Below are 24,582 nucleotides of genomic sequence, written 5' to 3'. Positions count from 1 at the left end.
AGGGTGATGTCGACGATCGGCCGGCCGTTCGACCACCCAGGCGTCCGACCGGCGAACCGCCGGGCGAGGCGGTGGTTCAACGCGAAGGAACGCGTCTTGACGCGTTGCGTTGCCGTGGAGTGGTTGCGTCACATTCGGTTCGCGCAGGCGATGCAGGTCCGCGTCGCCGGCAGGTCGGCGAGCCGGCCTTCGGAGATCGGGCCCGCCATACTTATCGCGAACCGATCCGGTCACGAACTGTAGCGCTGGACTATTGCGCTCTGGTCCACGAGCGATTATTCGTGCTCGCCGACGAGCACGCCCTCGACACCGTGATCGCGGTCTGGCAGGTGCCTCAGGCCAGGACAGCTGGCCGAGCAGCCTTTAGGCACTGACGGTGACCGGCGGCTGAACGGCGCCGTGAGCGTTCGGTGATGTCCCGCACTACACCGGGGAACTTGGGGAATCCGCTACCGCCTGGCGCTGGCCGCACTCGACCCAGCCGCGGCCGCGACCGAGCTGGACGACTGGGTCCGCCGCCGCACAGAGCGAGATGCCCGAGCCAACACCGGTGTCGGGCGGCCCGGCCCCGATGAACTCGCAGACCGAGCTGCGTTGGATCAGCGTCCGCTCCCACCACCTGTAGGTCGCGGCAGAGGACTCCGGCACCGCGTGCTCGGCTCGCTCTCCGAGCGCACCCTGGCCTGTCGCCGAGCTCCAGGACCAAGCCTCCGAAGCAAAGCCCGACGCCGATGGCGGCAACTCGAAACGCGAACAGCCACCCACCACCGACGCCTTCCGGTAGGAATAGACGATGCCCTCGATCACGGCCGAAAGCCGTCGTCGGGATCCAGCGGCGATCTTGTTGCTTCGGCGCGCTGGCGCTCGCCGTGATCCTCGTGGTCCGGCGCCGGCCACTCCCCCGCGATCCCGCGCTGGGGGCCACCTCGCAGTGGTGTCAGTGCTGTTGTGCGCGACGCCGTCCCTGCTGTTCTCGCGGGCGGAGCAGTACATCCCCTCCGGGCTGGCCAGCATCTTCAACGCGACCACCCCTTGCTGAGCTCGGGTTGGTTGAATATCTCCCTGTTCAGGTAGCGGGCACCACGTTGTGGTTGATCCGGAACATGTTGGCCGGGTCGTATTTCGACTTCGCGGCCGCGAGGCGTCGGTAGCGTTCCGGTCCGTAGATCACGGCGGCGTCGGGCGCTTCCTCGGGGGCGAGGTTGTTGACCAGCCGCCGGTCGCTTTGCCAAGGGGCCATGCCCTCGAGCAGGGCGGCGACTGACTCCTTGAGCCGCTTCTCCTGCGACAGCGGACCGACCTCGACGCCCAGCAGGCTGTAGGGCAGGCCCCTGGTCGCCACGGCGTTGGGCACGGCCGGCTCGCGGTCCCACGCCCCGCCCAGGGCGCGCAGTTCGGCGATCCACATGGTGGTGCCGGACTCCGGGCCGACGAGCTCGATCAGCTTTTCCTGTGCCTCCTCGGGGAACTCGCGCAGCATGATGCCCCGCTCGTAGTAGGGCAACGGTTCGGTCGGCTCGTTGTGGATCGACGCGACCTCGCTGTAGGGCATGTCCCGCACGGTGTCGAGGATCGCCGGAGCCACTGTCCGCAGTGGAGCCACCAGGCGCTCGCCGTCCTCGGCCGTGCCGGTGTAGGCGAACCGCAAGGACACCGTGAACGCGCCGCGCAGCGGTTCGGGCAGCTCGGGCAGCGGTGGCAGGCGCAGCACGGCGAAGGACGAGATCATCGTCTCCGGGGTGCCCGGATGCCAGGCGGTCCACGCGCGCAGCACGTCGGCCATCCGCTCACCGGGGAAATAGAGGCCGCCACCGTAGAGGCGGGGCACCGGGAACAAGGCGAACTCCAGCGCGGTCACCACGGCGAAGTTGCCCTTTCCGCCGCGCAGCGCCCAGAACAGCTCGAGTTCGGACTCGGCGTCGACGTGGCGCAGTTCGCCGTCCGCGGTCACCACCTCGAGCGAGAGCACGTGGTCGGCGGCGTAGCCGTGCGAGCGGCCGAGGGTCGGGCTGAGGCCGCCGCCCAGGGTGTAACCGGAGACTCCCACCGTGGGGTTGGACCCGTTGAGCGGGGCCAGCCCGGCCTTTGTCGCCTCCGCGACGACCTCGGCCCACAATGCCCCGGCACCGACCCGGGCCTTGTGGCCGGCGGTGTCGATCACCACCTCGTTCATCAGATGCGTCGAGATGACAACAGCACCGGATGCCGTGCCGACCATCTGGTGGCCGGTGGTCTTCACCAGAACCGGCCGGTGCCGGTCCGCCGCGAACGCGACCGCGACCTGGACATCGGCCGTATTCTGCGCCACCACGATCACCGCGGGCACCAGTTCGTGGTTCAGGTTGAAAACGGCGCGTTCATCGTCGTATCCCGCGTCACCCGGCAGCAGAACCGAACCCGCCACCACGGCGGCCAGGGCCGCGGCTTCCTCAGGCAGCACCGGCGGCAAAGAAGAATCGTCGAAAAGTCATAATATGCGCCCTATCAACAAGTGTGAATACAGTGCAACTGAGAAACCGAATGATTCCTCCGCATGGCCGTGCAAAGTGACCGGGCGAAGCCCGAAAAACGACAACGGAGACCCGAACTCACATCCCCAAGGGGGACTGCATGGCACCAACAAAACTAACAAGGTTGCACCGACCGTAGTGACGATGACCTGCGTGAGCATCGTCACTAGACCAAGTGGGCACTTTCCCCGCCCGTGAGCACTTGGACGCCGTAGCCGTGTCCGAGTGGCCTGGTACACCGGCTACCCCTGTCCGGATCTGAGGGATTCTCGTCCGGATCGAAAGTGGCGCCCCGCGCCCAGGTGGGCTAACGGGGCCGTGGTGAACAATTTTTTGTTTGCCCACCGTTTACCGGGACCTTCAAAAAACCGACATACCCTACCTTTTTGTTTGATCTGGATATTAATTGTCAAGGTTATGGACCTTGTCGACAAGGTCACACCGCTCGGGATCGGTCCGCTGACGCTCAGGACATCGAGCGCCCGAGCGGCGCGGTGTAACAGCTGACGCCCGACGTCACTGTTCGGATCAGCGCTCAGGGCCGAACACGGGGTGCGTCAGAGCCGTCTCGTGGTGAACAGGGTGGTCCCGTAGACCGCGTCCACTTCCCTCCACTCGGTCTCAGTGAACCCAACCTTGGCCAGCACGCGGCGAGAAGGGGTGTTCCACACTCAGACCGTGGCCCACAAACGTTCGCACCCGGACGATCTCGCCCAGTCCAGAAGCGCCAACGAGGCTTCGGTCGCATATCCCTGACACCAGAGCAGCTCGAACGCCAGCTCCGGTTCCCCTTCCGCTGTCGATCAGCCCGCAGTAGCCGATGACGTCACGTGCGGCCTTCCGCTCGAGCACTGGATCGCTAGTGTGGCGTAGGTCGCGTCATGTCGGTGAACCTCCGGGAAGAGCAATTCGTATCACTAGTGGTCACGTCTTCAAGGTCACGTGAGGACCGGCATGTCACGCACTGCTCGTACTTGCCACTACTATCCGGGAGAGAGGGACGTCGGTGCGTTTCCCGTCGAACTTTGATGACACCTTCGGCCACCGTTGCACCAATCATTGAGAAACAGACAAATCTTCCTTGTCGGAAATTCTGCACGAGTAGAATCAGGTCCCGGAGCTTTCCGGATCCCGCACGAAGGGGACGAATGACAAAGCCAATCAAGACCACAGCCGTCGATCAAGCTCGGATGGATGGGTTGCTTGGCCAGGTAACCAGGGACGCGGCAGGGGCGGTGACGTTGCCCTTGGCGTTGGTGGGCGACCGGCTTGGATTGTTCTCCGCGCTAGCCTCCGGGGAGCCGGTCACCGCCGGGGAACTTGCCGAGCGGACCGGGATGGTGGAGCGATACCTTCGCGAGTGGCTGCTGGCGATGGCCGCCGCGGGCTATGTCACCTATACGGATGGTGGTTCCGGCCCGGAAGCCAAGCGGACCGCCCGCTATCGGCTCTCTCCCGAGCAGGCTGATGCGTTTACCAACCCCGATAGCCCCGGATATGTCGCGGGCATGTTCCAGAGCATGACCGCAGGCGCCCGCGTCGTCGACCGGCTTACTGAGGTTTTCCGGACCGGCGAGGGAATCTCCTGGCATCAACAGCATGACGACATGTTTGAGGGCACGGAGCGATTCTTCCGCCCCGGCTACGTGGCCAACCTGGCCAGCTTGTGGATTCCGTCGTTGTCCGGGGTTGAGGAGCGGCTCGTGCGGGGTGCCCGGGTGGCTGATGTCGGCTGCGGGTTTGGCGCGTCGACGATCATCATGGCGGAGGCGTATCCGAACTCGACGTTCGTCGGGGTCGATTTCCATGCGCCGTCGATCGCGAAGGCCGGTGAACGGGCGGCCGCGGCCGGGGTGGCCGACCGAATTACGTTCCGGAACGTGGGGTCGGCCGACCTGGAGGGCAGTTACGACTTCATCGCCTTTTTCGACTGTCTGCACGACATGCCGGACCCGGTTTCGGCGCTGCGGGCGGCACTCGCCGCGTTGGCGCCTGAGGGCCGGGTCATGTTGGTCGAGCCGATGAGCTGGGACACGGTCGAGGAAACCATCAGCAGCCCGACGGGGCGAGTGATGGCCGGTGCCTCGCTGCTGGTCTGTTTGCCCAGCGGGCTGGCCGGTTCACCGGCGTACGGGCTGGGTAATCAGGCGGGGCCCACGCGCATCTTGAGGCTGGCCAAGGAGGCCGGGTTCAGCGACGCTCGGATCGCGGCGTCCAACGAACATAACGCGGTTTACGAGCTGACTCCGTGAGTTCGGAGCGCGGCGGAGTTCACGAGCCGGCTCCGCCGCCCCGGGCCGCTCGTCCGGCAGCCGGCCATCGACGGCCGCGCTAGCTAGCCGTGCAGGCCGGCCACCTGACCGCCAGCGTCCACATGCCCCGCTCCCGGGGGTTGCCATAACCGGATCATCGCCGCGGCAACCGTGCTCCAACAACCGTCACGCGGCTCGCCTTCAACCGAACACCGCGATCACCGCGCGGGACGGCTGAAGCTAGCCGTCCCAGCCGTCCCGCGGTGATCGTTCCCCCAGCTCAAGGGATCGCATTTCGGATAAAGCGGATCTTCGTGATGCAGAAGTCGAACTCTTCCGGCTACCTGGCCCGAAGCAGTTTTGGCGGGCCGGGGGTTTGGTCGGTAGGGCAACGCTGCTTCCCTGCTTTCTCAGGAGGCGACAAACGCGCCGGATCTTCCCCGTCGCCGTGCCAAGATCAACACAGACTCGCCCGATGACACTTCGAGCGCGTGCGAAAATAGGAGAACAGACGTGAAACTCAGCAGCAAGGCCCTCGCTACGGGACTGGTCGCCGGTGCGCTGGTCCTCGGTGGGAACGCGATCGCCTCGGCCTCGACGGTGATCGCGAGCTACGACAACCCGAACGCGTGCCAAGCCGCGCTGGCGATTTACGAGACCGTGCACCCGGGCGCTTCGCTCTCTTGCGAGCAGATCACGATCAGTGGTGGCGCACTCCGCTGGTGGCTCGTGCAGAACTAGTCGTGTAATTCTCGAGATAAGTGCGCCGCGGGCAAAACCGCGGCGCACTTATCGCCAACAACATGTGAGCCCTGAACCGCGTCAAGGGAGTTGAACCTGACGAGCGGCAGGGCTCCCGTCTCCCGAAGCTGAGCAGGGCTTGCTTGCGGGAGCACCGTCGACGTCGGGGCGGCTCGGCGGCCACAACGTAGGTCGGCCAGCGTTGGCGCCCGACGAGGCCCAGCAGCGCGCCGACGCACGCAACGAGGCTGCCCGTGAACGCGCCGGAGCACATTGGGTCGCCGTGAAGGCATCTCGACCGACCGCCACTCCTCACTGTTGAATCACCACCAAGGGCCGGTGGGCCACACATCACGGTGTGTCCCACCGGCCCTTTTTCATTTTCAGGGTCGAAAACCTGCAGGTGCGCCGTTGCCGACGGCCCACCGCACGGTGAGCATCGTCGCCTCGCCCAGAGCCTGCCAGCGTGCGCGATACCCGGGCCGAACAGGACGTAGTCGCCGAGCTGCCGCAGCTCGACGACCTCCTCTTCGACGTCGAGACGAAAGGGACCGCCGGCCACCAGCACAGTGAGCGCGCGGGCATCGACCGGCGGGCTCCACGCGGCGCGCGCCTCGCCGGCAGGGTGGTGTACCCATTTCACCTCGACCTCGTCGGCGTGCCGGCCGCTCTCCGCTGGTGCGAAGTGCCCGACCAACCAGCCGCGGACGCCGGCGTCGGCCGAGGCGTGCCCGAGACGATCGACGGCCCGTGCAGGCCGTCGGCGGCGGGGTTCGGCGCGGTGTAGGGCGGCGCGGCGCGCAGATCGGCGAGCGCCCGCGGGCCGAGGCCGACGAGGTCGAGCAGGGCCTCGTCCGGGCAGGCGGTGACTTCTTCGGCGTGCGCGAACCCGAGGCGCAGCAGCTTCTCGCACCACAAGTTCGGACCCGTCCCGTCCGCGGCCAGGCGCTCGCGCACCTCTTCCAGCAGCGTGCGAGTGGGCTCGGCGGGCCGCAGTTCCCAGCCCGCCACGGCCCCGCTGCGGTAGAGGTTGCGCAGCTGCTTGGCGAGGTCGGTGTCGCCGACGACGTGCAGGATCCGGCCCGGCGGCACCCGGCACACGCGTGCCAGGTTCAGCTCGCCATCGACGAGCGAGGCGATCTCCCACGCGGAGGTGGCCCGGCGGAGGGCAAACGCATCGGCGATCCGGCGCGCCTCCTGCTCGGGCCAGGTCGAGGAGAACTTCGCCTCGAGACTCATGCGGACGTTCACAGGACGGCTCTTGTCACTGGCGCGGGCGGGGTCAGCCCAGCAGCCGGGGTTCCAGGCCCGCGAGCAGATCGCGGCCGGCGGCGGTCAAGTGCACGAACGCGTTGTCGGCCAGCAGCGGGTCGGCGGCGATCGGCGGCCGCTGGGTGGGCACGGCGAGGTAGCCCTGCGCGACGGCGGCGGACAGGCCGGGAGTCTCGGCAGCTACCTGCGCCAGCCGCGGCACCGCCACGCTGGTGACCATCCCGCGGTGTCCCGGCCGGCGCCGCGGGCATGGCGGTGCGCGCGGACCCGGCACGCGGTAGAGCAGTAGGTACGACACCGGCCGGCGGTCACCGCGAACCGCGCTGGTTCTATGCCGACAAACATCCGGACCTGCACACTCAGGAGCTCATTGCCCCTTTCGCGCATATCCCGGTGGCCCCACCACCCCGGTCCAGCGTCAACGCGCTAAGAGCTTGTCTCATGTGGTTAGTTTTCGGAGTTTCTTCCAGCAGGTCACGGCGGCTGCGAGTTGAAGGAAGGCGAGGAAGTGTGCGGCTTTGCGTTCGTAGCGCAGGGTGAGACGTCGGTAGCCGGTCAGCCAGGCGATCGTCCGTTCGATCACCCACCGGTGTTTGCCGAGTTTCTCGGCGGATTCGATGCCCTTGCGGGCGATCCGCACGCCGATGCCTTGGGTTCTGACCCAGTGGCGCAGCGCGCGCTGGTCGTAGGCCTTGTCTGCATGCAGCTTCGCCGGCCGGCCCCGCCGGGGGCCGCGACGGGACTTCACCGCCGGGATGGCCATCACCAGGGGTTTGAGTGCGTGTGAGTCGTGAGTGTTCGCGGCGGAAATCGCGACCGTGAGCGGCAGCCCGCCGCGATCGGACAAGACGTGGATCTTCGAGCCCGGCTTGCCCCGGTCGACAGGGCTGGGACCGGTCAGAGATCCCCTTTTTCGCGCGAACACAGGCACCGTCCACGATCGCGCGACTCCAGTCCAGCAAGCCCCTGCTCCCGAGTTCGTCGAGGAGGACATGGTGCAGCTCGCGCCAGAGCCCAGCCTCGGTCCACTGGGCGAAGCGGCGGTGCGCGGTCTGGAACGGCACCCCGAACGACGGCGGCAGGTCCCGCCACGCGCACCCACTGGTCAGCACGTACACGATCGCCGTGAACACCTGCCGCGGTTCCAACGGCGATGTTCCTCCGCCCTGGGGACGCGCCACGAACACCGGGATCAACGGCTCCACCAGGTCCCACAGCTCGTCCGGCACCAGCCGCAACGACAAACGATCAACCACAACCAAGATCATGACGCATCAGTCGTTGATCACCACGTAAGACACGCTCTAATACTGCAACGACACTTCGTGATGGCCGCGTCGTCGGTAGTGGCTAGTACGTGCTCGGGCTTGGCTGGAGCGTCGCCATCGTGACCAGTGCATCGCATGCTGGATTGTGTGGCGGATCGGTGCGGTGACGCGGTTGAGCAGTTTGCGGATTTCGTTGGACGTGAGCGGTATCAGACCGGGTGCGGATCCCCTTTTTTCGCGGCGTCTCGGGTGATGACGAGGAATGCCGCCGCCGCCATGGAGAGGGTGATGTGCCGATACCATGCTTGGTATCGGCGGACCTGGTAGTGGTCGAGCCCTGTTTCGTTCTTCGCGGTTTGAAAACTTTCTTCGATTGCCCAGCGGGTTCCGGCGACGCGCACCAGTTCTTGGAGGTCGGTTGCGGCGGGGCCGAAGCAAATGTAGTAGGCGATCTCGGTGGGGTCGCTGACTGAGCGGCGGGCCAGCAGCCAGTGGCCGACTTCTGGTCGGCGCAGGGGGCGGATGTCGACGGCGGCCCAATCGTAGATCCGTTGCCCGTGGGCGCCATCGCCGCAGGACAGACGTTGCCAGGTGGCCGGGTCGACGTCCGCGATGACGGCGTGGACACGCCGCTGCCGCAGATCCATGGAAATCACCATCTGGGACTTGGGCACTGCGAGCACATGCGCGATGTCGTGTTCTTCCAGCCAGAGCCGTAGCCGCCCGACCTGCCCATAGGCTTCATCGGCGGTGAACCATGCAAACGGGATTCTCGCGGCGAGCGCGCGTTCCACCATCAGTTGTGCCAGTTCGGGCTTGGTCGCGAATCCGACGTCGTCGGGAATACCGGCTGCAGCGCACCTTCCCCGATCCGCGATCCACTCTTTCGGCAGGTACAACTCGCGATCGATCAAAGCCCGCCCCCGATCCGAGGCGTACGCCAAGAACACGCCGATCTGCGAATTCTCGATCCGCCCAGCCGTGCCCGAATACTGGCGCGCCACGCCGGCGGATTTCGTGCCCTTCTTCACGAATCCGGTCTCGTCGGCGATCAACACGCCACGTTCGGCGTCCCCGAGCACGTCGACCACCGCAGTGCGCACATCATCACGCATGCCCTCGGCGTCCCAGGCGTAGAAGTTCAGCAGCCGCTGCATGCCCTGCGGACCCGTCTCACCGGCCATCTCTGCCAGGGTCCAGCCGTTCTTGCGCTCGGCTTCCGCCAGCAGCCCCCGCAGGTAGGAAACCATTTGCCGCCGCGGCTCCACCCGCGAAAACCGCTCCGCGAACCGCCCCGCGAACGCAGCGAAACGCGCCGACCAGTCCGTCACCATCTCCAGCACACAAGATCAACTACACGACCGTCGAACCCGAGCCTAACCGACACGCCGGTCGATTCATAACGAAGTGTCGTTGCAGTACTAAGTGTTGTTTTCCGGCGCGCGCTACTGGAAGGCCGTGTCCGACGACCGGTCAGAACCGGCCGTTGAAGCTGGCGGTCATGCCACCGTCGACGGTAATCGTCTGCCCGTTCAGGTAGCTAGCGAGGCTCGACAGCAGAAACAGGACCGGGCCGGCTATTTCGGATGCCGTGCCCGCGTGGCCGCGTGGGATGGTTGCGTTCACTGCGGTCCACTGGTCTTGGGTGAAGAGTTCGTCGAGGCGGGGGGTGTGGGTGAAGCCTGGAGCCACGGCGTTAACGCGGACGCCGCGTGGCGCGAGCTCGCGTCCGGCCGACTCAACCAGGCGGTGGAGCGCTGCCTTGGCTGCCCCGTAGAGGGCCTGGTTCGGCAGGTATTCCTGTCCGGACACCGAGCCGATGAAGACCATGGACCCGCCGCCCGCTTCGGCGAGGGCGTGGCCTCCGACTTGCAGGGCCAGGAAGACGTGTCGGAGAACGACGTCGAACTGTTCGTCGTAGCAGTCGTCGTCGTAGGTCAGCACGGAGCCTGGGAGTGCCCTGCCGACGATGTCGACGAGTCCGCTGACCGGGCCGATCCGGGCGGCCTCAGCGAAGATGCGTGCGATGTCGTCGCGACGAGTGACGTCGCCGGTGACGGCGTGGCCGCCGATTTCCTTCGCCACGGTCTCGACGGGTTCGGCGCGCCGGCCGACGCAGACCACTGTGGCTCCCGCCTGGGCCAGCGCGTGGCTGGTCTGGCGGCCGATTCCGGCGCCCGCGCCCAGTACGACGACAACACGTCCGTCGAGTCGAAGCTGATCGAGGTAGTCCGGCACCGCCTCGGCGCGGCTCACTGTTCAATTCCGCGCTGCGGTCGGCTGAGCGTCGAGGTCATGGCGTCTCCTTGGAGCGCGAGTCCGTACTGAAGTGGTTCTCAGGTTGCTCGCGTGCGGCACGTGTGCGCTATTCGTAGTGACGCACAACATGTCCGGGTGCGCAGCCTTGATGGCACCTCGGGCAAATGGATCGGTTGTCACACACAACGTCCGGACAGAGCCGGGTAGGGTCGAGACCAGAGGAAGATCAATTGGCAGCAGCGCTGTGGCTGTATTCGCGGGTCAGATGACGTGCGCGCCGTGCCCATCGGATGTCGGCGGCAGTACCCACTTTGTTCCGCGTTGAGTACTGAGCGGGGAGTGAAGCTTTGCACGTTCTGGTCGTGACGGTCAGCGCGATGGGCCACATCGAGCCACTTCGGGGCGTTCTTCACGAGTTGGTCTTGCGGGGTCATCGGGTGAGCTGCCCGGTCACTGCGGAGTTCGCCGAGCTGATCGCCTCGACGGGTGCGACGCCAGTGATCCGTGACCAGCCAAAGACCGTGATGCCGGCTGCGGATGGCGAACCGGTCGATCTTGCGACGTTCGTCTTCGGCATGAATTTGGCTTACGCCCAGCGCACGTTGCCGCAACTGGAAGACGCGTTCACCGATGATCGTCCTGATGTCGTCGTGTACGAGGCGACTGCGTACGCGGGATATGCCCTGGCATTGCGCTGGGGTTTGCCTGCGGTGAAGTTGGCGGCGGCCCGGGTGAGCACGGTTGATGATCATCGGCCGACGGAGTGGCTGCCGGTGATGGCGGAGACTCCGGATGCGGCGGAGATCCGCGCGAGATTCGCCGGCTGGCTGGGAAGACAGGGAATCTCGTTGTCGGTTGTGGAGTTTCTGCGCCGGCCGTCGCGGTGTCTGGTGCTCATACCGCGGCTACTGCAACCGCAACCCGAGCGTTTCGATCCGTCGGTGTACACGTTCGTCGGTCCGGGCCTCGACAGGCGGCCCGAGCAGCAACCGTGGCCTGCACCCGAGCGGCCGTTGGTGCTGGTGTCGTTGGGTACGGCATTCACTGATTCCATCGGCTTCTTCCGCGATTGCATCGCCGCCTTGAGCGGACAGGGGTGGCACCTGGTCCTCTCGGTGGGCACCCGCCACATCGACCCGGAGGACCTGGGACCGCTGCCATCCGATGTCGAGGTGCACCGGCGGGTACCCCAGCGGTCGGTGCTGCGCCACGCGTCTGTGTTCGTGACTCATGCCGGACCTGGTGGCGCGTCGGAGGCGTTGGCGTTCGGGGTGCCGATGGTCGCGGTGCCGCAGGCCATCGACCAGTTCGACAACGCGGTCATGCTCGCCGAAGCGGGTGTCGCAACCGTGTTCGAGCCCGGTCAGATAACACCCGTCGCGCTGCGGAATGCCGTAGGGTCTGCCCAGACTTCGGTTGACACCGGAGTTGGCTGTTTCTCAGGCCGCTGCTGCGGTGGTGTAGATGGTCTCAAACTCGACTGGGGTGAGCTTGCCCAGGGCGCGTTGGCGGCGTTTGCGGTGGTACTTTGTCTCGATCCAGGACACGATCGCCAACCGGAGCTCCTCACGCGTGCGCCACCTCCGGGTGTCGAGAACATTCTTTTGCAGCAACGAAAAGAACGATTCCATCGCAGCGTTGTCACCGCAGGCGCCGACCCGCCCCATCGACCCGGTCAGCCCATGCGCGTGCAGGAGGCGCTGGTAGGGCACCGATCGGAATTGGGCGCCGCGGTCGGAGTGGACGACGACATCGCGTGGGTTTCGGAGCGCGATGGCGTTGCGCAGCGCACTGACGGCGAGTGAGGCCCGCATGTGCGAGGCGATGGAGTATCCGACGATCTTGTTGGAGTAGCAGTCCTTGACCGCACACAGATACAGCTTGCCCTCGCCGGTGGGGTGCTCGGTGATATCGGTCAGCCACTTGGTATTCGGTGCGGTGGCGGTGAAGTCCCGGCGGACCAGGTCGTCGTGCACCGGCGGACCCGCCTTGCGGGAACGTCCTTTCTTCTTGGCGTGCAGCGAGAAGATCTGCTGCATCGAGCAGATCCGCCACACCCGGTTCTCCGAGGCGGTGAATCCGCGCCGGGCGAGTTCGTCGGCGATGAACCGGTAGCCGTCGGCCGGGTCATCGGAGTGGATCTCGAGCGCGGCGTTGATCAAATGCGCGTCGTCCCAGTCCCGCTGCGAGACCGGGGACGAACACCACTGGTAGTAGGCCTGCCGGGAGATCCCCAGCACCCTGCACGTCACCGCGACCGGCACCCGCATAGGGGCGCCGGCCGCAGCCAGGTCACGGACGAGCGGGAAGACTATTTTCCCGGCAGATTGCCCTGCGCCAGGTAAGCCGCCGCCTTGCGCAGGACCTCGTTCTCCTGCTCCAGCAACCGGTTCCGCTTCCGCAGTTCCCGCAGCTCAGCGGACTCATCCCGGGTCACGCCGGGCCGGGTGCCGTCCTCGACATCGGCCGCGCGCAGCCAGTTGGCCAGACACGACTCGGAGATCCCGAAATCCTTGGCGACCTGCTTCAACGGGACCTCGCCGCGGCGGGCCACAGCGATCACGTCGTCACGGAACTCACGGGGGTAGGGCTTGGGCACGGTGACATCCTTCCATGCGAGGCCGAAGCCTCACAGGTGAGGTGTCAACCAGACCCTGGGCAGACCCGTACGCGAATCCATGACCTCTGAGACAGTGGCACAGGCATGCCGCGCCGCGGCCGACGCAGTACCGGCGGACGGCGCCACCACGGCGGTCGACGCCATCGAGGCAGTCGTCGCCGAATCGGTGCGGCGGGCGTCCTGAGTCACGCACCAGGTGGTTGTTGACAGTGGATGAGATTCTGCCGGTGTCACCCGCGCAGCGGGAGATGTGGATGATGGCCTGCCTGGCCCCCGCGTCATCAGCGTGCCGGCTCGGCGAGTACATCGAGATTCACGGACAGATCGACCCGGCTCTGTTCGAGCGTGCCCTCCGCCAGGTGGTGGATGAATCGCCGGCACTGCGCGCGCGATTCATCGAGCAGCACGGCGAGATCGTGCAGGTCATCAGTTCCACGGTGGACTGGACGTTCCCGGTTGTGGATGTCAGCACCGAGGACAACCCGCTCGCCGCAGCCGAACGATGGATACGCGCCGACCTGCGAGACCCGATGTGTCCCGATTCTGGTCCGATGTTCACCTTTTCTCTGCTTATGCTGGATGTGGACCGGTTTGCCTGGTATTTCGGGTTTCACCACATCATCACCGATGGGGCCTCGATGCGCCTTGTCGTGGCGCGGGTAGCCGCGATCTACGACGCTCTGATCGCGGATGTCCAGGTAGGGCCCACACCGTTCGCCCCGTTGCGGGACATCGTCCAGGCCGAGCAGTCCTATCAATCCTCCGAACAATTCAGCGCCGATAAGGAGTACTGGACCGGCCAGCTGGAGGCGCCTCCCGAACCCAGCCGGCTCAGCGGCCGTCGGCCAACGCGTCCCGCAGACGAGATCGTCTGGTCAGCCAAGCACATGCCCGCCGGTGACCTCGACGCGATACGCGACCTGGCGGGACAGGTGGGCTCGCGGTCGCGGTCCCTAGTCCCCGTTGCCGCAGCTGCAGCGTTCCTGCACCGCATGACGGGTCAGACCGACATCGTCCTGGGCTACCCGGTCGCCGCTCGCCCGACCGAGCTACAGGCGTCCGGCTGCGGGCTCATGTCCAACGTCGTGCCGCTCCGGCTGCGGGTCCACTCAGACACGACGGTCGGCGAACTGTTGGAGAGCACCCGCTCGCAGATTCGTGGAGCCCTGGCCCACCAGCGCTACCGTGGTACACAGCTGTGTCAGGATCTCGGGATCCGCAGTGGCCTTGCCGGGCTGCTGAGCATGACCGTGAATCTGCAGAGCTTCGACCACGCCTTCACGATCGGCGGTCACCGGGTCACCTGGCGCACGATGACCACCAACCCGGTCCACGACCTGACGCTGTTCCTCGACGACGGACCTGGATCACGCGGTCTGCGCTCCTATCTGCAGGGCAATGACGAGCTGTACGACGCCGAAGACGTCGCCACGCATCACACCCGCTTCCTGCGGCTCCTCGGCGAGCTCGCCGCCTCCACCGTGGACCGGCCCATTGGCTCCTTCGATCTTGTGGATTCACGCGAGCGACAACGGTTACTGACGAACTGGGGCCGCGGTGCCGACACCCTGACCGGACCGCGCACGATCACCGGCCTCTTCGCCACACAGGTCTCCGCTGCCCCGGACGCCATCGCGGTCGTCACCGCCGACCGATCATGGACCTACCGGGAGGTCGACGAGGCAAGCGACCGGTTCGCGGCACACCTCGCCGCGCGGCACCGCGGTGCGCCACGTCGGATCGCACTGGCGCTGCCGCGCGGAATTGATCTGGTCCTCGCGATCTTGGCGGTGCTGAAGAGCAGCGCGGCCTACCTGTTGCTCGATACCACTCAGCCCGCGGAGCGTATTCGGTTCCTGCTGCAGGACGCCCGGCCCGAGCTGCTGCTCACGACTGCCGAGTTCGATCCCACCAGCCACGGCGAACTCGAGATCCCGTCCACGACCGCGGTGCTGCGCGTGGAGGACCTGTCCGCGAAAACGGCCCCGCAGCAGATCGAGCCAGATCGTGACCCCGACGACGCCGCCTGTGTGATTTACACATCCGGATCGACCGGTCGTCCCAAGGGCATCGTCCTGACCCACCGCAACCTGGCCGAGATGGTCCTCGACCCGCGTCTGATCTACGGCGCCCATGATCGTGTCCTCGTGCACTCGCCGATGACCTTCGACGCGTTCAGCCATGAGCTGTGGACGCCGTTGCTCAGCGGCCGCACGGCCGTGCTTGCTCCTGCCGGGCGACTCGACATTACCGACATCGCCGCACTGATCAACCGGCACGGAATCACCAGCCTGTTCGTCACGGCTGCGCTGTTCGCCGTGATCGCCGACGAAATGCCGCAGAGTCTCGCGCCCCTTGAAGAAGTCTGGACCGGCGGGGAGGCCGTGTCCGTCGATGCGGTCAGGCGGGTCCGTGAGGTTTGTCCGGACCTCGACATCATCAACGCATACGGCCCGGCTGAGAACACCACGTTCGCCACCGTCCATGCCGTCACCCAAGTCTCGCCGAACCAAACCACCGTCCCCATCGGACGACCTGTCGCCGGGACGCAGATATACGTTCTCGACGAACGGCTTCGCCCGGTGCCGGTAGGAGTTGCGGGCGAGCTCTGCGTCGCCGGCAGCGGATTGGCCCGTGGTTACCTCGACCAGCCGGACCTGACCGCACAGCGGTTCGTGCCCGACCCCTACGGAGCCGGCGGCGAGCGGATGTACCGCACGGGCGACCGGGCTCGCTGGAACCGCCAGGGCGAGCTGGAGTTCCTCGGACGCATGGATGACCAGGTCAAGATCCGCGGGTTCCGAGTCGAGCCTGGCGAGATCCAGACGGTGCTCGTCCAGCACTCCGACGTCACGGCTGCCGCTGTGGTCGCACGTCCCGATCCCACAGGCACCAACCATCTCGTGGCCTACGTCAGCCCCGGCCCGGACAACCCGGAGCTACTGCGCGCCTTCCTGGCTACACGGCTTCCCGAACACATGATCCCCACCGCCATCATCTGCCTCGACACGCTCCCCCTGACCTCGAACGGCAAGGTCGACCACGACGCGCTTCCCGCGCCGAGGTTCGAGTCCGCAGTCAGGTCCCGGCAGCCAGGTACACCGATGGAGAAGTCGATCGCGGCACTGTTCACCGAAGTCCTCGCCGTCGACGAGGTCGGTGCTGATGACGACTTCTTCCAGCGCGGTGGCCACTCGCTGCTCGCCACCCGTCTCGCCGCCCGCGCCCGTGCCGTCCTCGGCGTCACCCTTGACGTCCGGCAGGTGTTCGCAAACCCCACCGTCGCGGGGCTGGCCGCTCACCTGGCTGCCGAGGTCCCACGGCCTGTCACACCACGTGGCCGCGACGACGCCGAGCGCCTGGTCCTGCGCGTCGCCTCCGAGGTATGGGGAACCGACACGGGTCTCGACACCGACCTCGCCGCCGCGCCGCCCGCACACATCGCGCGGATCCTCGAGGTCATCACCCCCGAAGTCAGCCGGCCGATCACGGCGCTTGACCTGCGCGCCCACCCCACCATCGAGCAGTTCGCCGAAATCGTCCGGGACCGCCAGCGCAATCCGTCCGGCGGGCTCGTGCGCCGCCTGAAAGCGAGCGGGTCCGCGCGTCCGCTGTACCTGATGCACCCCGCCGGAGGTAACTCGGCGGTCTATGCGCCGATCGCCCGGAAACTCGAGCCCCAACGCCCCTGCTACGGCATGGAACGCGTCGAAGACGCATTCGACATCCCCACCCGGGCACGTCGATACGCCCAGCTCTTGTCCGCACCGGCGGTTCTCGGTGGCTGGTCAGCCGGAGGGCTGGCCGCGTTCGAAACGGCCCACCGACTGACCTCAGACGGCGCCGCGCCCGTCCCGGTCGTCCTGCTCGACACAACACTTCCCCCCTGGCGTCGGGCCGAAAAAACCCGTCGGGAGGTCGCCGCGAACGCACTGGGCACCGTCGCCGACTACGTCGGCAGCCTCCACGGCCGCTCGGTCGACCTCGACCTGGACCTTCTCGCCGCCAGCGACGGCCCCCACCAGATCGCCCTCTTCACGGAGGCGGTCAAGAGGTCCGGGATCAGTGACAGCGTCAGCCCAGGACTCCTGCACAGCCATCTCACCCTCGCCGAAGACACCGCGGCGCTGATCCACTACCAGCCACCCCAGCAGCCCTATCTCGGGCCGGTCGTGCTGTTCCGGGCCACCGACCGGCGCCCATGGCTGACCCCTCAGCCCGACGACCAACCGGACGACCCTGCCCTCGGCTGGGGCGACCACTGCCCCGACCTCACGATCATCCCCATCCCCGGACGCCACCACGACGTCGTGGAGCCAGACGGCGCCGCGCTCATCGCCGACCATCTACGCCGCCTGCTCAACGCGTAGTCAGCGACCAAACCCGACGATGCTGGAAGGAGATTTGAGTGAAGATCGGCATCGGGCTTCCCAACCAGGTGCGAAACGTCCGCCCCGAGACGATTCCACGATGGGCAGCGAAGGCCGAGGAGGCCAGGTTCTCCACCCTCGGCACCATCGGCCGGTACGCCTATCCAGGCGTAAGCGACACCGTCACGCTCGCCGCCGCAGCAGGCGCAACCAGCACTATCGGGCTGCTCAGCCACGTGCTGCTCGCCCCCACCTGGCCGGCACCACTACTGGCAAAGGAATTGGCCGGCATCGACGGCGTCTCCGGACACAGGCTCACACTCGGCCTCGGCGTCGGGCGACGACCGGACGACTTCCCGGTCGAAGGACGCGGCGTGCAGGGCCGCGGCAAACGAATGGACCACGACCTCGAGATCTACCGCAGGATCTGGAAGGGAGAGCCCGTCGGCGACGGGACGAACCCCGCCGTTCCTGCCGACACGCGGGAAATACCGCTGCTCTTCGGCGGCTTCAGCCCCACAGCACTCGCCCGCATGGCCCGGGAAGGTGCCGGCTACATCGCCGCCTCCGGCCCGGTGTCTCTTGTCGGCCCGTCCATCGAAGCCGCCAAGAGAGCATGGAAGCACGCAGGCCGCACCGGCAACCCGACAATCGTCGTGATCGGCTACTTCGCCCTCGGCAACGAGGACCAAGGGCGCGCGCAGGTCAAGGGCTACTACAGCTTCCAGGGTGAGGAAGCTGCCACCCGGATGGCAGCCGGCGTCAGCGGCTCGCAGGAAGCACTGAGGGAAACCATTCACAGCTATGCAGACGTCGGCATCGACGAGTTCATCCTCGTTGCCACGACCGACGACATCGACGAGATCTCTCGCGCGGCCGAGAGTGTGCTCTGAGGCCAGCAAACCCGTCGACCAGGTCGCAGCGGCATTCGACATCAACCGTGCCACCCTGTTCGGCTCGCCCATCATGGTGCAGATCTCCGCCTCGATTTGATCCCGAGGCGGCGCTGGCCGTCTCGTGTACCGCCCATCCAGCCACCAGAGCAGTAGTCTCAGCCGATCCATCTCATCCTGCGTCACTCGACTCCTCCCCATGACGGAGCACTGGGAAGACCCCATGGGATGGTCCGCGGCCGAACTTCGCGGGCGTATCCCCGATGCGGTTCCAGGTCGGGCGGCCTTCACCAAGAAGGATGTCTGGATCGAGGGTGTGTCGACGACCGAAATCGTCATGTGGGCCAGCGACGTCGAACGTGCTCTGCGCGCCAACGCTGCGAAGTCCGGGGACGCGTTGCCCGACCCGAGCCGGCCTCTCCCGAAAGCGTGACCTCATCCGTCCCGCCTGCCTGGCTCCGCTGAGTACAGGACGGCGTAGCGGGCTCAGTCGGAGCCAGCGTGTTCGGCATGCCACATGGCGGTCGCCGGGCGGATGCCGGCATGGCTCAGCGTTTGACGCGCTCGGCGCTCCGTTCAGGAGGGGCCGCACTGCCTGACCAACGCGAGCCGCATCCAGACGGCCGCCCGGCTTCCGCTTCGCTAGGCCCCCGACCGGCTACTGCGCTCCCCTTCGCGCGGCGGCCGGTAGCCTTGCGGCACGAGCCACGCGCCCGCGTCGAGCATGTGCGGGCAGCGCAGCGGCTCCCCACGCGAGATTGCTCGGGAACTCCGCCCACTAGGGGTCCCCGTAATACCCTCGGAAAATCGGGCGGATATGGCTGACCAGCAATGACCGAAACGACCGGCCAGCGAAGCCAGACCGTCCACGCCGATCGCGCACTCCCCGGCACGCCGAGGAGACAATTCCCCACGACAGCGAGGGACGCGGATAGCCTCTGATGATCAGCTGAGGAGGCGTCGATGACCGATTTCGTCCTGGTGCACGGTTCGTGGCACGGCGCGTGGTGCTGGGAGCGGCTGATCCCTGAGCTAGCCGCGCTCGGGCACCACGCAGTGGCCGCCGACCTCGGGCTCGCCCGCCCAGGGGCGACGTTCGACTCCCTCGTCGAGGCGGTGGAGCGGACCCTTGCCGCGCCCGGACAGACCGTGCTCGTGGCGCACTCCGGGGGCGCGGCGATCGCTCCGCTGGTCGCGAGCCGACGCCTGGTGCGGGAGCTGGTGCTGCTCGCGCCGATCGTCCCCGGCGAGCCAGCGGCGATCGCGCCCGGCTTCGCAGAGGCGCTGGCGCGGCAGGGGCGGACCGAGGACGGCGTCGTGTGGGATCCCGACGACGCCTACGATCTCTTCTACCAGGACTGCGAGCGCGCCGACGCAAATTCGGCGATCGAGCGGCTCGTCCCCCACCGGATCGGAGCGCTGGTGCCGGGTGTGCACCACGCACACCCGGGAGTGCCCACGCGGCACATCGTCTGCACTGCCGACCGCGCCATCGACCCCCGCGAGAGCGCACGGCTGACCCACGAACGCTACGGTGCGTCGATCGTCGAGCTGGCCGCGTCACACTCGCCGTTCTGGTCGCGACCACGTGAGCTCGCGCGGCTACTCGCCGACACCCCTCAACCCGCCCGCTAGCTGTCGCGGGTCATGACGTTGGTGTCGGCTGAGAGGGCTTGAGACGAGGGACGGGTCTTTCGGCGGCAGGATGGAAGTGCGACCAACACATCCGCCGAGAGAAAGACCCGTCCGTGCATCACCGTAACGCCCCGCTGTCCGTGGAGGGCCGTCGCCGGCTCGTGCAGCGTTGCCAGACTCGTCCGATCGCGCATGTTGCCGCTGAGATGGGCATCTCCCGCCAATGCGCGTCCAAGTGAGTCAACCGCTGGCGCCGCCACGGCGAGACCGGCCTGCTCGACCGCCCGAGCGTGCCGCGCCACCAGCCCACCGCCACCCCCGCCGAGGTCGTGGCCCGGATCGAGCAGCTGCGCCGGGACCGCAAGTACTCCGCCCGCCGCATCACCACCGAACTGGCCGCCGAGGGCATCACGATCTCGGTCCGGACCGTCGGCCGGTATCTGCTGCAGCTCGGGCTGAACCGGCGCCGGTTCCTCGACCTCACCGGTGCCACCAACCGGGCTCCGCGGCGGATCATCGCCCGCTGGCCCGGGCACATGGTCCACCGGTCCCAGCCCGGTAGACCGCGGCAAACCCGGCTCGAAGATCCACGCCATGTCCGACCGCGCCGGACTGCCGCTCGCAGTCGCTGTCTCCGCAGCCAACACGAACGACTCCTACGCGCTCAAACCCCTGGTGATGGCGATTCCCGCAATCAAGTCCCGCCGCGGCCCTCGGCGCCGCAAGCCCGCCAAGCTGCACGCCGACAAGGCCTACGACCAACCCGACCTGCGGCGTTGGGTCCGCGACCGCGGCATCAAGGCCCGCATCGCCCGCAAAGGCATCGAATCCAGCCAGAAACTCGGCAAACACCGCTGGGTGATCGAACGAACCATGGCCTGGTTCACCGGCTACCGACGCCTGACGCTGCGCTACGAACGCAAAGCCGAGCACTTCCTCGCCTTCCTCATCCTCGGAGCCAGCCTCACCTGCTACAAGAAACTTGGGGTGTACCAAGGATCTCGGACAGGGCCTCCTGTCTGAGAGGATGGGTGTATGCCCGAGCAGCGTCGGAGATTCAGCGCTCAGTTCAAGGCCGAGGCTGTGCAGATGGTGATCGAGACCGGTAAACCTGTCGCCGAGGTCGCCCGGGATCTCGACATCAACGCCGGCACACCGGCCAGCTGGGTCAATGCGTGGCGGCGCGAGAACCCTGGACCTGCGCGACCGGTGAGCCCGTCCGAGCATGCCCGGGTCGCGGAGATGGAAGACGAGATCCGCCGGCTGCGGATGGAAAACGAGTTCCTGAAAAAAGCCGCGGCCTTCTTCGCGCGGACCTCGCAGTAGCCGAGCGCTGCGCGGTCATCGATGCGGAGAAGGCCCACTATCCGATCACCTGGATGTGCCGGTTACTACGGGTGCCCGGTCGTCGTTTTACGCTTGGAGGCACCGGGTTTCCACCGAGACAGCCACCCAAGCCCGGCGCCGCCTACTCAGGGAGCATGTGTCCCGGGTGTTCACCGAGGGACGCGGTGCCTACGGCCGCCGACGGGTCACGGCCCAGCTCAACCGCGAAGGCCACCCGTGCAGCGTCGGGCTGGTGGCCGATCTCATGCGCGAACTCGGGCTGGCCGGCTGCCAGCCCCGGGCATACAAACGCACCACCCTGCCCGGGGAACAACCCGTGCACAGTCCCGATCTGATCGGCCGTGAGTTCACCGCGGACATGCCTGGTCAACGGCTGGTCGGCGACATCACCTACGTGAGAACCAGTGAGGGCTGGCTGTATCTCGCGACCGTGATCGATCCGGCCACCCGGATGGTCGTCGGCTGGCAGCTGGCTGATCGCATGCGGACATCGTTGATCACCGACGCCCTGGGCATGGCGATCACCCACGGCCATGTCAGCCCGGGCGCAGTGTTCCACTCCGACCGCGGAACGCAGTACCCTCGGCCGAGTTTTTCCGATTCTGCAAGGACAATCAGGTTCGAACCAGTGTCGGGCGAACCGGGGTGTGTTGGGACAACGCGGCGGCCGAGTCGTTCTTCGCATCGCTGAAAACCGAGATGTATCACCGCGAAATGTTCCCGACCCGGGTCCGTGCGCGGTTCGCCGTCACCGACTACATCGAAGTGTTTTACAACCGGAAACGACTCCACAGCGGCCTCGGCTACCGCACCCCGGTCGAGGCCTACCGTGATCACCTCACCGCGAGCGCGGCCTGAGGCAACCCACCGAGGACCGTCCAAGAACCTTGACACACCCCAGTTCAACCGAGTTCATGGGGTGAGTTTTTCGCGATCTTGGAGATGTCGTCCATCATCCTGCCCCTTGATATACACCGGGCTTCTCGTTACCTATCCGTAAAAACCGTCCGGCACGTCGCCGATGCTGTCTTTACGTGAGTCATCGCCTCATCCTCGCCGCCGCAGCCCTGGGCCAACAGCCCTCGCTTGTCGGCGTTGCGCTTCGGCCAGAACACGTGGTCCATATGATTCGGTTGATGCGCGTTGCCGTAGGACTTCTGCTACTTGGAGACCAGCGTCTTCGTCGCCGAAATCACTGAAGTCCCAGATCGATCCGGGGCCGCCGAAGTCCCATCATCGCCGCGCCCACTGCCGCCGGCGCCGTCGCCACACCAATCCGGAGCATGGTCATGTCCGCGCGCCCGCCGACGCGGCACCCGCCTCGCCAAGGTCGGGGCCACACAGGGCTCCAGCACCCAGCAACGGACCGCGCCGCACCCCGATGCCGGCATAACCAAACCCCTCGCCGAGGTAGCGCCAGAAGCTGCAATTACCAGCGGGTCCAGCGACAGGAACAGAGCCGTGCGAGGCCGTAATAACGAGCTCGCAGATGCACCAGACCCGCCTCGGCGTCAGTGTACTGCCCGGTGCAGCGCAGCGATGTGCTGGCGCTGACGGTCGTCATGGCTGTCCCGTACAAGCTGACTAGCAGCTCGCGGCCATCGCACCAGTCGAACCGAGCAGACCGCACCACTTGGCGGCGGCAACCCGTCCGGTTCCAAGCGGCGGGCACGGGTCCAACGGGTGTGATCCTGTCCCTGACGCTCCCACTGCGGTCAGGCACACGGGACTTGATAGCCCATTTGTGGATAACTGCCCCAGATTGGTCATGCCTGTGGACAACCATCGGAGATCCGGGTCGGGCGCCGGACGGTCAGCAGCGCCCAGCGCGCTCGGAGCCGTCAACCGGCGCGATCCGGTCGACCAGTGGGCCGCCGGCTTGCAGGAGCGCCTGCAGACTTTCCAGCGGCTCCGGGACGAGGCTGTACCAGCTCCAGGTGCCGCGGCGTTCGCGGGCGAGGATGCCAGCGGCGACCAGGACGCGCAGGTGGTGGCTCAGCGTGGGCTGGGGCATGTCGAACTCTTCGGCGAGGTCGCAGAAGCAGGCTTCGCCGCCGGGTGAGTGACGGATGAGGGACACCAGCCGGATGCGCAACGGGTCGGCGAGGGCCTTGAAGAGCTTGGCCGCGTCGGTGGCGTCGGTGTCGGCGACGACGGCCGCGGGTTCGGCGAGCAGGAGGGTGACCCGGGCCGGGGTCCTCTGCTGGTGCTCGACCGTCATGCGCCCTCCCGTCGTGTTGTGCCTGTCTCCCATCTGACCATACCCGGTGGATTGACAAAGTTCGATCCAATCGCGTTCACTTGGATCGAGATAAGTCAATCCAAGGAGAGCGTCATGGTGCAGCCTTCGCGGGGCCTGCCCGCGCACGAGGCGGACGCGCAGGTCGAGCGGATCGTGGACGAGCTGGCCGACCGGTTCCGCGGGACGTTCGCGCGGGAGATGGTCGCGCGGTTCGTGCACGAGTCGTACACGTTGCTGGAGGCGACGGCGACGGTGCAGACCCACCTGCCGACGCTCACGGCCCGCTTCGCGCGGGAGCGGCTGCTGGATCGCGGGCGCGCGACGGGGCTGGTGCGGGTCGAGGTGCCGCAGGTGCTGTTCGTCTGCGTGCACAACGCGGGCCGGTCGCAGATGGCGGCGGCGATGCTGGATCACCACGCGTTCGGGCGGGTGTCGGTGCGCTCGGCGGGCTCACGGCCGTCGCGCGGGATTCCCGAGGTGGTCACGGAGGCGATGGTCGAGCTGGACATCTCGCTGACCTGCGCGTATCCGAAGCCGCTGACCAACGAGGTAGTCCGCGCGGCCGACGTGGTGGTGACGATGGGCTGCGGCGACGCGTGCCCGATCTTCCCGGGCCGGCGCTACCTCGACTGGGATGTGCCGGATCCGGACGGGCAGCCGCTGGCGGTGGTGCGCCACATCCGCGACGAGCTCGACGCCCGCGTGCGCGGGCTGCTCAGCGAGCTGTCGTCATGACGTTCCCCGGTGCTGAAAGGAAATCCACGGTGACCCGAGTGCCCGAAGTGTTGTTCGTGTGTGTGCACAATGCCGGCCGTTCGCAGATGGCGGCGGCGTTGTTGCAGCACCACGCCCTGGGCCGGGTCGCGGTCCGCTCGGCGGGTTCGGAGCCGGCCGACAAGGTCAACCCGGCCGCCGCGCAGGCGCTGGCGGAGTGGGGCCTGGACATCGCCGCCGAGGTGCCGACCAAGCTCTCGACCGAGGACGTCGAGGCGTCGGACGTGGTGATCACCATGGGCTGCGGTGACACGTGCCCGGTGTTCCCCGGCAAGCGCTACGAGGACTGGCCGCTGGACGACCCGGCCGGTCAGGGCGTGGACGCGGTGCGCCCGATCCGCGACGAGATCGACCGCCGGATCCGCGGCCTGCTGGCCGAACTGCTCGACGCCTGACCCC

Annotated in this window: 19 protein-coding genes and 4 pseudogenes; 15 read left to right on the top strand and 8 right to left on the bottom strand. The window is 66.9% G+C overall.

What is annotated here, in order from left to right:
- Nucleotides 1-851: 851 nt before the first annotated feature.
- Nucleotides 852-1,033, top strand: a pseudogene (locus ACQPXB_RS22465) (EamA family transporter); the annotation flags it as partial.
- A gap of 33 nt (nucleotides 1,034-1,066) precedes the next feature.
- Here ACQPXB_RS22465 and ACQPXB_RS22460 read toward each other — a convergent pair.
- Complete coding sequence (locus ACQPXB_RS22460; RefSeq protein WP_432855484.1) at nucleotides 1,067-2,440, bottom strand: FAD-binding oxidoreductase; 1,374 nt, start codon at nucleotides 2,438-2,440, stop codon at nucleotides 1,067-1,069.
- Nucleotides 2,441-3,658: 1,218 nt separating this feature from the next.
- On the opposite strand from ACQPXB_RS22460, the gene ACQPXB_RS22455 reads away from it, so the two are divergent.
- Together ACQPXB_RS22455 and ACQPXB_RS22450 are read left to right on the top strand one after the other, a co-directional pair.
- Complete coding sequence (locus ACQPXB_RS22455; RefSeq protein ID WP_432855481.1) at nucleotides 3,659-4,762, top strand: methyltransferase domain-containing protein; 1,104 nt, start codon at nucleotides 3,659-3,661, stop codon at nucleotides 4,760-4,762.
- A gap of 513 nt (nucleotides 4,763-5,275) precedes the next feature.
- Entirely contained in the window at nucleotides 5,276-5,503 is a 228-nt protein-coding gene (locus ACQPXB_RS22450; RefSeq protein ID WP_432855478.1) for a hypothetical protein, read from the top strand.
- A 639-nt stretch (nucleotides 5,504-6,142) separates the two neighbouring features.
- On the opposite strand, the gene ACQPXB_RS22445 is transcribed toward ACQPXB_RS22450, so the two are convergent.
- The 5 genes from ACQPXB_RS22445 to ACQPXB_RS22425 form a co-directional block, all read right to left on the bottom strand.
- Nucleotides 6,143-6,742 (bottom strand): hypothetical protein, encoded by a 600-nt coding sequence (locus tag ACQPXB_RS22445; protein WP_432855475.1) that lies wholly within the window; start codon nucleotides 6,740-6,742, stop codon nucleotides 6,143-6,145.
- Nucleotides 6,743-6,785: 43 nt separating this feature from the next.
- Nucleotides 6,786-6,995, bottom strand: a complete 210-nt coding sequence (locus ACQPXB_RS22440) for a hypothetical protein (RefSeq protein WP_432855472.1) — start codon at nucleotides 6,993-6,995, stop codon at nucleotides 6,786-6,788.
- Nucleotides 6,996-7,214: 219 nt separating this feature from the next.
- Nucleotides 7,215-8,031 (bottom strand): IS5 family transposase gene (locus tag ACQPXB_RS22435; protein ID WP_432854596.1). Its coding sequence is split into 2 segments (ribosomal slippage): nucleotides 7,215-7,683 and nucleotides 7,682-8,031, totalling 819 coding nucleotides; the frame shifts between segments, so codons are not numbered across the junction.
- A 221-nt stretch (nucleotides 8,032-8,252) separates the two neighbouring features.
- Nucleotides 8,253-9,377: an IS701 family transposase gene (locus ACQPXB_RS22430; protein ID WP_432856633.1), complete on the bottom strand. Its 1,125-nt coding sequence runs from the start codon at nucleotides 9,375-9,377 to the stop codon at nucleotides 8,253-8,255.
- 139 nt (nucleotides 9,378-9,516) lie between these two features.
- Entirely contained in the window at nucleotides 9,517-10,299 is a 783-nt protein-coding gene (locus ACQPXB_RS22425) for an SDR family NAD(P)-dependent oxidoreductase (protein WP_386955724.1), read from the bottom strand.
- A 380-nt stretch (nucleotides 10,300-10,679) separates the two neighbouring features.
- Between ACQPXB_RS22425 and ACQPXB_RS22420 the strand changes: the two are divergent.
- Nucleotides 10,680-11,690, top strand: a pseudogene (locus ACQPXB_RS22420) (macrolide family glycosyltransferase); the annotation flags it as partial.
- A gap of 51 nt (nucleotides 11,691-11,741) precedes the next feature.
- Here ACQPXB_RS22420 and ACQPXB_RS22415 read toward each other — a convergent pair.
- Nucleotides 11,742-12,901 (bottom strand): IS3 family transposase gene (locus ACQPXB_RS22415; protein ID WP_432848885.1). Its coding sequence is split into 2 segments (ribosomal slippage): nucleotides 11,742-12,620 and nucleotides 12,623-12,901, totalling 1,158 coding nucleotides; the frame shifts between segments, so codons are not numbered across the junction.
- Nucleotides 12,902-13,131: 230 nt separating this feature from the next.
- Between ACQPXB_RS22415 and ACQPXB_RS22410 the strand changes: the two genes are divergently transcribed.
- From ACQPXB_RS22410 to ACQPXB_RS22370, 9 genes and pseudogenes are all read left to right on the top strand, one after another.
- A complete protein-coding gene (locus tag ACQPXB_RS22410; protein ID WP_432855469.1) occupies nucleotides 13,132-17,292 on the top strand; it encodes an amino acid adenylation domain-containing protein in 4,161 nt (1,386 codons plus the stop codon).
- Between the two features lie 38 nt (nucleotides 17,293-17,330).
- Nucleotides 17,331-18,185, top strand: a complete 855-nt coding sequence (locus ACQPXB_RS22405; protein ID WP_432855466.1) for an LLM class flavin-dependent oxidoreductase — start codon at nucleotides 17,331-17,333, stop codon at nucleotides 18,183-18,185.
- Nucleotides 18,186-18,384: 199 nt separating this feature from the next.
- A complete protein-coding gene (locus ACQPXB_RS22400) occupies nucleotides 18,385-18,618 on the top strand; it encodes a hypothetical protein (RefSeq protein ID WP_432855463.1) in 234 nt (77 codons plus the stop codon).
- A 530-nt stretch (nucleotides 18,619-19,148) separates the two neighbouring features.
- The gene (locus ACQPXB_RS22395) at nucleotides 19,149-19,820 is read left to right on the top strand and encodes an alpha/beta fold hydrolase (protein ID WP_432855460.1); all 672 of its coding nucleotides are present in this window, start codon (nucleotides 19,149-19,151) and stop codon (nucleotides 19,818-19,820) included.
- A 113-nt stretch (nucleotides 19,821-19,933) separates the two neighbouring features.
- Nucleotides 19,934-20,365 (top strand): annotated as a pseudogene (locus ACQPXB_RS22390) (helix-turn-helix domain-containing protein); the annotation flags it as partial.
- Nucleotides 20,358-20,843 (top strand): annotated as a pseudogene (locus ACQPXB_RS22385) (IS5 family transposase); the annotation flags it as partial. The pseudogenes ACQPXB_RS22390 and ACQPXB_RS22385, both read left to right, overlap by 8 nt.
- A gap of 12 nt (nucleotides 20,844-20,855) precedes the next feature.
- On the top strand, nucleotides 20,856-21,146 hold the full coding sequence (locus ACQPXB_RS22380; protein WP_432855457.1) for a transposase: 291 nt from the start codon (nucleotides 20,856-20,858) through the stop codon (nucleotides 21,144-21,146).
- Nucleotides 21,147-21,201: 55 nt separating this feature from the next.
- Nucleotides 21,202-21,858: an IS3 family transposase gene (locus ACQPXB_RS22375; RefSeq protein WP_432855454.1), complete on the top strand. Its 657-nt coding sequence runs from the start codon at nucleotides 21,202-21,204 to the stop codon at nucleotides 21,856-21,858.
- Nucleotides 21,813-22,025, top strand: a complete 213-nt coding sequence (locus tag ACQPXB_RS22370; protein WP_432855451.1) for an IS3 family transposase — start codon at nucleotides 21,813-21,815, stop codon at nucleotides 22,023-22,025. Before ACQPXB_RS22375 ends, ACQPXB_RS22370 begins: the two co-directional genes overlap by 46 nt.
- A gap of 955 nt (nucleotides 22,026-22,980) precedes the next feature.
- Here the strand turns inward: ACQPXB_RS22370 and ACQPXB_RS22365 are convergent.
- Nucleotides 22,981-23,388 (bottom strand): ArsR/SmtB family transcription factor, encoded by a 408-nt coding sequence (locus ACQPXB_RS22365; protein WP_432855448.1) that lies wholly within the window; start codon nucleotides 23,386-23,388, stop codon nucleotides 22,981-22,983.
- A gap of 114 nt (nucleotides 23,389-23,502) precedes the next feature.
- Here ACQPXB_RS22365 and ACQPXB_RS22360 point away from each other — a divergent pair, with 114 nt between their 5' ends.
- On the top strand, nucleotides 23,503-24,144 hold the full coding sequence (locus ACQPXB_RS22360) for an arsenate reductase ArsC (RefSeq protein ID WP_432855425.1): 642 nt from the start codon (nucleotides 23,503-23,505) through the stop codon (nucleotides 24,142-24,144).
- 29 nt (nucleotides 24,145-24,173) lie between these two features.
- Entirely contained in the window at nucleotides 24,174-24,578 is a 405-nt protein-coding gene (locus ACQPXB_RS22355) for an arsenate reductase ArsC (RefSeq protein WP_432855422.1), read from the top strand.
- Nucleotides 24,579-24,582 lie beyond the last annotated feature (4 nt).

This window comes from Amycolatopsis sp. CA-161197, assembly GCF_050942255.1.
GTDB lineage: Bacteria > Actinomycetota > Actinomycetes > Mycobacteriales > Pseudonocardiaceae > Amycolatopsis.
The sequence above is the reverse complement of the archived record's forward strand: the minus strand, read 5'-3'. Positions and strand labels throughout refer to the sequence as shown.